This window comes from Proteus sp. G4380 (assembly GCF_963885725.1).
Lineage (GTDB): Bacteria > Pseudomonadota > Gammaproteobacteria > Enterobacterales > Enterobacteriaceae > Proteus > Proteus mirabilis.
Window position 1 is genome coordinate 1 of sequence record NZ_CAWPAV010000208.1, and the last position, 7,590, is coordinate 7,590.

Sequence of the window (7,590 nt, forward strand, 5' to 3'; positions counted from 1 at the left end):
TTATTATTTATTTTATGTATTGATGATTAATTATAGAGATTAATTTTTACAATATATCAAGATATACCAAATTCATTGCGTATCTTATTCATAAAAGAGAAGTGTATCGCCTGTATGGGATTATTTTTCTTAATTGAATGTTGTTGCTTTTATACTTTATTTAACTTTTATATTTTAGGAAAACAAAATGAAATTAAAAAAACTGCATTTAGTTTTAGGGTTAGGCTTATCTATCATTGCGGGCTCTGCATTAGCGGCAGATCAAGGGCATGGTACTGTTGAATTCTATGGTTCAATTATTGATGCTCCTTGTTCTATCGATCCTGATTCAGGTGCTCAACGTATTCCATTAGGTCAAGTGTCATCTAGCGCACTGAAAGACGGTGGCCGTAGTGCATCAAAAATGTTTAAAATCAAATTATTACAGTGTTCTACTGAGACATATAAAACAGTCAAAACAACCTTTACCGGTGCTGAAGCTCCTGATGTTTTAGAGGGGGCTTTAGGTATTGAAGGGATCGCCAAAAATGCAGCTGTTGTTATCACCAATGCAGGTGGTGAACAAATCAAATTAGGTCAAGCAAGTGCCGCCCAAACATTGAATGACGGTAACAATGACTTAAATTTTGCCGCTTATTTACAAGGATCTTCCTCAAAAGCTGCTATTCCTGGTGATTTTACAGCAATAGCCACTTTTGCTTTATCTTATCAATAATAGTCGTCAAATAAAGCTTTGTATAAGGATATACAAGGCTTTGTTAACTGATGAGCTTTCTTATCGTTAGGACACTTTTGTCATCGCGCTAGATATCGATGGTGAGTAATAGTAAAACGCGCTCTTTTTATAAATACAAAAGGATTATCAAACATAGTGATATTTCATCCGTAGGGGCATTACCGATAATTGACTGTTTTGGGCTCGAATATCACTAAATGGATTAGTTAGGTTTACTTATGGCTAAATTATTCAAGACGATTGATTTAAATGTTAAACATAAAAGTAAGCAGTGCAGAGGTCGTTCTGCTACCACACTGATCTATTTCGTGATTATAGGGATGGCAAGTATTGCCAGCGAGTCATTTGCTGTTAGCAAAGATATTGAATTTAACTCAGATATTCTTGACTTAAAAGATCGAGGAAATATTGATTTATCAAGCTTTTCCCGAGCGGGATATATTACTCCTGGCAAGTATGAGTTAATTATTAATATTAATAACAATGAATTAAGTGGAACTTATCGTGTTGACTATATTGTGCCCAAAGATGATCCCAAGGCAAGCGAACCTTGTATCTCACCCATATTAGTTAAGCAGTTTGCACTCAGACCAGAATGGTTAAAAAAGTTAACTTGGAAAGATAAGGGTAATTGCCTTAATGAGGCATCGTTACCAGGTATGAGCCTGAGGACAGATTTAGGTAGTGGGGTTTTTTTTATTACTCTTCCTCAAGCTTATCTAGAGTATTCATCACCGAATTGGGAATCGCCTTCTTTTTGGGACGAAGGTATTGCTGGATTATTGTTTGATTATAACGTTAATGCCAATGTCAGAGCGCCTAGTGATGGCAAGCAGAAACAGCAGATCACCGCAAATGGTACGGCGGGGGCAAATTTAGGTGTTTGGCGTTTTCGGGCAGATTGGCAAGCAAGTTATGAGCACACTACAGGTGTATTGCATAGCACAGAAAATCACTGGAATTGGGATCAATTCTATCTTTATCGAGCGATAACGAAATGGGGCGCCCGTTTAGTCATGGGGGAGACTTACTTACGTTCAAACCTATTAGATAATTTCCGTTTTACGGGAATAAGTTTACTTACGGATGAGCAAATGTTGCCCCCTAATTTACGAGGTTATGCTCCAGAGATCACGGGAGTTGCAAAAACGAATGCAAAAGTCACTGTGAGTCAACAAGGACGGATTATCTATGAGACACAAATCGCGCCTGGGCCATTTCGTATTCAAGATCTGCATGATGCGGTAAGTGGACGCTTGGATGTTCGTATTGAAGAGCAGGACGGAACAATACAAGAATACCAAATTGATACAGCCAATATTCCTTATCTTACAAGACCGGGACGCCTTCAATATAAAGTATCTGCGGGTAAGCCTTCTCGATTAGATCATAAAACTGAAGGGCCTATTTTTGCAATGGGAGAGTTTTCTTGGGGAGTGAATAATGGTTGGTCTCTTTTTGGTGGCACTTTAGTTTCTAAGGATTATAACTCGGCCTCGCTAGGTTTTGGACGAGATCTAATGATGTTAGGTGCTATCTCTTTTGATACGACTCATTCATGGGCAACCTTCGCTAATGAGAATAAACACAATCATGGCAGTTCATATCGAATTAGCTATTCAAAGCGTTTTGAATCTATTGATGGGCAAATCACTTTTGCAGGCTATCGATTCTCTGATCGTCATTTTATGAGTATGGATCAATATTTAGATAGGCGTTATCGCTATGGCGCACAAGAAAATAATAAAGAGCTTTATACCCTTACACTGAGTAAACAATTTCCTCAATGGGGACTTAGTACCTATATAAATTATAACCATCAAAGGTATTGGGATAGACCGAATAACGACTATTACAACTTCTCTTTATCAAAGTATCTCGCTATCGGGAAGTTTAAAAACATTAACATTAGCTTATCCGCTTATCGTAATCGTTTTAATGGCAATCATGACAACGGCGTGTATTTCAACATTAATTTGCCTTGGCGTGATAGAGCAACGATAAGTTATAACTCGGTCATAAATAAAGAAGGTAACTCACATAATGTCAGCTATTTCGATCGCATTGATGATAACAATAATTATCGTCTAAGTGCAGGAGTTAGTAGTCGAGGTAAACCATCGGCGGATGGTTTCTTTACACATTATGGTGATGTTGCTTTAGTAACGGCTTCAGCCAGTCATATTAACGGCGACTATACTTCGGCATCTTTATCTTTCCAAGGTGGGGCAACATTAACCACTAAAGGCGGGGATTTTCACCGTAGCAATATGCCGGGGGCAACCCGTTTGTTAATTGATACTCAAGGTGTTTCTGATGTCCCGGTAAAAAGTCTTAGTGCCATATCTCATACCAATATTTTTGGCAAGGCGGTGATCCCCGATATTAATCACTATTATCGAGGCAGTGCTTCTATCGATCTTAAACAGCTACCAGACAATGTTGAAGCACTACGTTCTATTCATCAATTAACTTTGACTGAAGGCGCTATTGGCTATCGTCAATTTGATGTGATTGCCGGACACAAAGCGATGGCAACAGTACAGTTGGCTGAAGGAGGCGCTCCGCCATTTGCAGCGACAGTAACAACGCTTAATGGTCGAGAATTAGGTGTTTTTAACGACGGTGGAAAGGTTTATTTAAGCGGTATTAATTCAGGCGATGTCTTGTATGTACATTGGGATGGTAAAAACCAATGCCAATTATCCATTCCTAAATTGGCGGATACACAACTGATCACATCACTGCTTTTAACTTGCTTTCAAAGACAGCCGACTATTTCAACATCATTCCTGGAAACAGATAAAACGCAAGCATTACCTCAACATTCATTCCTTAGTAAATAACGCTAAGTAATAACAATAATTGATTAATAGAGAGAAGAGTAATTAAAGATGATGGCATCTAAACATTTATTTATGGTAACTACCACCTTATTAACTGGAATGGTGTTTACGTCGCAAGTTGGTGCGACAATCGCTTTAGATCGTACACGTATTATTTTTAATGGTGCTGATAAATCAGTAAGTCTGAGTATAAGTAATCAAAACAAAGAATTACCTTATTTAGCTCAAGGTTGGCTAGAGAACGAGCAAGGAGAAAAAATAGAAACACCTCTTATTGTATTACCTCCTATTCAGCGTATTGAACCTGGGAATAAGAGCCAAGTGAAAGTGCAATCATTACCTGATATTGCACAACTACCTCAAGATAGAGAGAGTGTTTTTTATTTTAATTTACGTGAGATCCCTCCACGTAGTGATAAACCCAACGTATTACAAATTGCACTACAAACGCGGATAAAATTGTTCTATCGACCAAAATCTATTTATGCCACCCAAACTGATTTAAGTAATCCATGGCAGGAAAAAATTACCTTAACAAAGCAGGGGGAGAGTTATGTTGTGCATAATCCCACACCCTATTATATCACTATTGTTGATGGTCTAACGGATCTGAAAGGGAAAAGCTTAGAAGGATTTACCCCTATCATGGTAGCGCCTCGAGGGCAGGAAAAACTCAATTTAACGGTTTCTACGCTGGGGGCTTCTCCGGTATTAAGTTACATCAATGATTACGGTGGTCGTCCAAGATTGAAATTTAGCTGCGATAGTCGTGAATGTAAGGTGATAGAAACAGACCAAGGAAATTAATAGGTATATTTATGAAACAGCAGATTAATAAAAATAGTCTTGTATCAATATTGGTACTATTGAGCTTTTTTATCACAACAAATGTAACTGCTGTGACACCGGTTTTGTCAAGTACGGGACTATCACAAAATTCGCCTATTACACCTATTTATCCGATCCCTATCAATATAAAAGGGTACGTTATCGCTCACCCTCCTTGCATGATCAATGAGGGCAAAACGGTAGAAGTGAATTTCGGTGATGTGCTAAGTACACGAGTTGATGGCTTAAATTACAAACGTCTGGTTGATTATCATCCAAGTTGTGAACAAATGCCCATTAATACACTAAAACTTTCTGTCGAGGGGAATGGTACTTTTTTTGATGCCAATGCATTAATGACCAATATTACCGGATTAGGTATACGTATTTTGTATCAAAATAAACCAATTAAGTTAGGGCAGGCAATTAATTTTACTTATCCCGATTTTCCTGTATTGGAAGCGGTGCCTGTGCGTGATTTTTCTACTCTTCTTGTGGGAGGAGACTTTTCTACCACAGCGACATTGCGCATGGAATATCAGTGAGGAGATAACGGGAATGTTTAATAAACAGAGGATATTCTTTTTCATAACGTTACTTTCATCATTTTCATTAATGGCTGATGAGACGGCAAATAAGGCGACAATCACTAACAGCGAAAATAATTTGAGATTATTTGGCACACTATTTATTCCCCCTCCTTGTGTGATCCAAAACAATGACATGATTGATGTTAATTTTGGTCACCAACTGGGAACGAGTCGCATCGATGGCATTAATTATACAAAGACCGTCAATTACACGTTGCAGTGTGAAGAAAATGCAAAAGGTTGGGCATTAGGTTTATCCATTATCGGCTCTGCAAGCCAATTTGATGCGGCTGCTTTACAAACCAATATAACGGATTTAGCCGTACATCTCACGATAGATAGTGAGCCATTTATTTTAAATAAACGGTTTGTTATTACCTCTGATAAACCGCCGATTATTTTAGCTGTGCCTGTAAAAAAATCAGGAAGTACCTTAACAAAAGGTGCATTTGAGGCAACAGCAACGCTACTTGCTGAATATCAATAGGAGTATCGGGATGATATTACAAAGATTATCTCTGAGTACTGCAATCTTTGCCGCTGTGATAGCTATGGCTAATGCTGATCCTAATATGCGTTTTCATGGTGAGTTAATTGATGAGCCATGTGTAATAAAACCCGGTGATGAAATTATTGTCATCACGCTGGATAAAGTGACTGATAGTGCTTTTTACAATGGAGTAGAAAGGGCCAAAAGCCAGCAATTTGAGATCCATCTATCGGAGTGCGATCTCTCTATGAATAACAAAGTTTCCATCACATTTAAAGGTGATGAAAATAAGGCGATGGCAGGGAAAGGTTTTCTAGCATTGAGTCCAATAAGTCGAGCCTCTGGTATTGCTATTGGTCTAGAAGATAGCGATGGAGTCCTCTTACCCATTAATCAGCCATCAAAAAATATGGCTTTACTTTCAACTAATAACACATTGAGGTTTAGTGCTTTTATACAAGCAGAACCTACCGCAATTGCTAATCAATCAATAAAACGGGGGCCTTTTAGCGCCATTGCTACATTCCATTTAAATTATGACTAATGTTGACTTGAGGTTTATATGCTTATACCTAAGCGCCAATTAATCTTTTACTTATTTACTAGCATGTTGATATATCCAGCTTCCTCTATAGCCGCTATTTTTTCTTATATTACAGAATCAAAACCTGTGGGTAATGAGGGGACAGGGGCTGATTACACTTTTATTATCCAGCGTTGGGATCCCGAGCCACCAACGGCTTTAAATCCTTGTTATAAAAAAAAACCTTGTTATATAACCATAAACCATCGTCATCAGCCTAACCAGTCTGGAGGTTCAGCGACCAGAACTATTTTAAGTGATGGGCATAAATATCGAAGAATGGAAGATCTACGTATTGCTGTTATGAAAGAATTAGGAGGATTCCCTTATGGCCCAGGAGTTGCCATTCATCGATATGTTGATACATCAACCATACAAGAGTGCGTTGGTATATTTTATCAGCCAAATGCTTATGGTTTTGCTGAAGATGGCTATTTATTACCGGGTTCTATTTGTGCAATTGCTCCCCCTCCTGTTGGACATTGTGATGTGTTAGCCCATTCTGTTGAGTTGGATTACGGCAATGTGGGGGAAAATGAATTAGACAATGCGGTTCGTTCTCAAACTGTGAATGTGACGTGTAATCGTGATGTCTCTTTACAGGTTGTTGCAACAGGAATGAATAATCGTCAAGTCCCACTACGTAATGACAATAGCTTATATGCTGATTTATATATTAATGATAAATCTGGCGAAGAGGGAGAGGCTATCTTTGTCGCTAAAGGCAAAATGGTTTCTATACAAGTGAGTTCTAAATTGAGAACCAATGGACATGTTGCTCCAGGGTATTTTTCTGGCTCTGGCGCGTTGATTCTAACGTTACCATAATAATAAAAGGTTGAAATATCATGGTGAAATATCGTCGTGCAAATATTGATGTCAATGCACTGGTAGGTAAGCGCATACAAAAAAGGCGTAAAGAGTTAGGTTACACAGGTAGCCAATTGGCGGCAAAACTAGGGGTTAGCCAACAACAATTCTCACGCTATGAGCGAGGGTTAAACAAAATAGATCTTACTTATCTAGTGCTATTAGCTAAGTTCTTAAACACACCCATTTACTGGTTTTTTGAGGACTGTATTACTTCAACGTCGGTCAAAAGTGGCAAACCGCTAAGTCGACGAAGCAATCTTTTAGCCAAAAAAGCACTAGACGCATTTCTGTATTAACCTTTACCTCTTACAAGAAAAAGTCCTTAAATAAGCAACCTATTTAGGTCAGGCTAAGGGGATGTTTTCCCTTAATGATCGCTATAGCGATATTGACTGTCGAGTTATGTTGCACTCATTAGGCTTGCAATCACTATCCCTAAGCGAGCTTAGATGGGTAGTGATTGCTTTATGAGCATTATAAATGTGTAGAAAGAGACGAAAAAATCAGAATTAATTGTATTTTGAATATATCTCTTATACTAAGTTAAATTATTAATGATAAATCTTTTTAATGTTTTTCTGTGGGTAAATGGATACCTTCTAAGATAGAGTCTATTGGAATAAAAATGATTATATTTCAAAAAA

General features: G+C 38.0%; 8 protein-coding genes. All 8 read left to right on the forward strand.

All coding sequences use genetic code 11. From position 1 onward, the window contains the following. The first annotated feature begins 187 nt into the window (after positions 1–187). A complete protein-coding gene (locus AACU98_RS17920) occupies positions 188–715 on the forward strand; it encodes a fimbrial protein (protein WP_004244940.1) in 528 nt (175 codons plus the stop codon). 239 nt (positions 716–954) lie between these two features. Beyond that, complete coding sequence (locus AACU98_RS17925) at positions 955–3,582, forward strand: outer membrane usher protein (RefSeq protein ID WP_087740897.1); 2,628 nt, start codon at positions 955–957, stop codon at positions 3,580–3,582. A 48-nt stretch (positions 3,583–3,630) separates the two neighbouring features. Next, complete coding sequence (locus AACU98_RS17930; RefSeq protein WP_004244938.1) at positions 3,631–4,389, forward strand: fimbria/pilus periplasmic chaperone; 759 nt, start codon at positions 3,631–3,633, stop codon at positions 4,387–4,389. Positions 4,390–4,400: 11 nt separating this feature from the next. Next, positions 4,401–4,955: a fimbrial protein gene (locus tag AACU98_RS17935; RefSeq protein WP_087740896.1), complete on the forward strand. Its 555-nt coding sequence runs from the start codon at positions 4,401–4,403 to the stop codon at positions 4,953–4,955. A gap of 13 nt (positions 4,956–4,968) precedes the next feature. Then, a complete protein-coding gene (locus tag AACU98_RS17940; protein WP_004244936.1) occupies positions 4,969–5,487 on the forward strand; it encodes a fimbrial protein in 519 nt (172 codons plus the stop codon). A gap of 10 nt (positions 5,488–5,497) precedes the next feature. Beyond that, positions 5,498–6,034 carry a fimbrial protein gene (locus tag AACU98_RS17945; protein ID WP_087740895.1) on the forward strand — a complete coding sequence of 179 codons (537 nt, stop codon included), beginning with the start codon at positions 5,498–5,500 and terminating at the stop codon, positions 6,032–6,034. Positions 6,035–6,052: 18 nt separating this feature from the next. Continuing rightward, positions 6,053–6,901: an MrpH family fimbial adhesin gene (locus tag AACU98_RS17950; protein ID WP_004247322.1), complete on the forward strand. Its 849-nt coding sequence runs from the start codon at positions 6,053–6,055 to the stop codon at positions 6,899–6,901. A gap of 20 nt (positions 6,902–6,921) precedes the next feature. Continuing rightward, positions 6,922–7,242 (forward strand): helix-turn-helix domain-containing protein, encoded by a 321-nt coding sequence (locus AACU98_RS17955; RefSeq protein WP_004244929.1) that lies wholly within the window; start codon positions 6,922–6,924, stop codon positions 7,240–7,242. Positions 7,243–7,590: the final 348 nt, after the last annotated feature.

Excerpts from the sequence above, each read along its gene's own strand:
- AACU98_RS17920 (WP_004244940.1), top strand. The coding sequence starts at position 188 with ATGAAATTAAAAAAACTGCATTTAGTTTTAGGGTTAGGCTTATCTATC.
- AACU98_RS17925 (WP_087740897.1), top strand. The coding sequence starts at position 955 with ATGGCTAAATTATTCAAGACGATTGATTTAAATGTTAAACATAAAAGT.
- AACU98_RS17930 (WP_004244938.1), top strand. The coding sequence starts at position 3,631 with ATGATGGCATCTAAACATTTATTTATGGTAACTACCACCTTATTAACT.
- AACU98_RS17935 (WP_087740896.1), top strand. The coding sequence starts at position 4,401 with ATGAAACAGCAGATTAATAAAAATAGTCTTGTATCAATATTGGTACTA.
- AACU98_RS17940 (WP_004244936.1), top strand. The coding sequence starts at position 4,969 with ATGTTTAATAAACAGAGGATATTCTTTTTCATAACGTTACTTTCATCA.
- AACU98_RS17945 (WP_087740895.1), top strand. The coding sequence starts at position 5,498 with ATGATATTACAAAGATTATCTCTGAGTACTGCAATCTTTGCCGCTGTG.
- AACU98_RS17950 (WP_004247322.1), top strand. The coding sequence starts at position 6,053 with ATGCTTATACCTAAGCGCCAATTAATCTTTTACTTATTTACTAGCATG.
- AACU98_RS17955 (WP_004244929.1), top strand. The coding sequence starts at position 6,922 with ATGGTGAAATATCGTCGTGCAAATATTGATGTCAATGCACTGGTAGGT.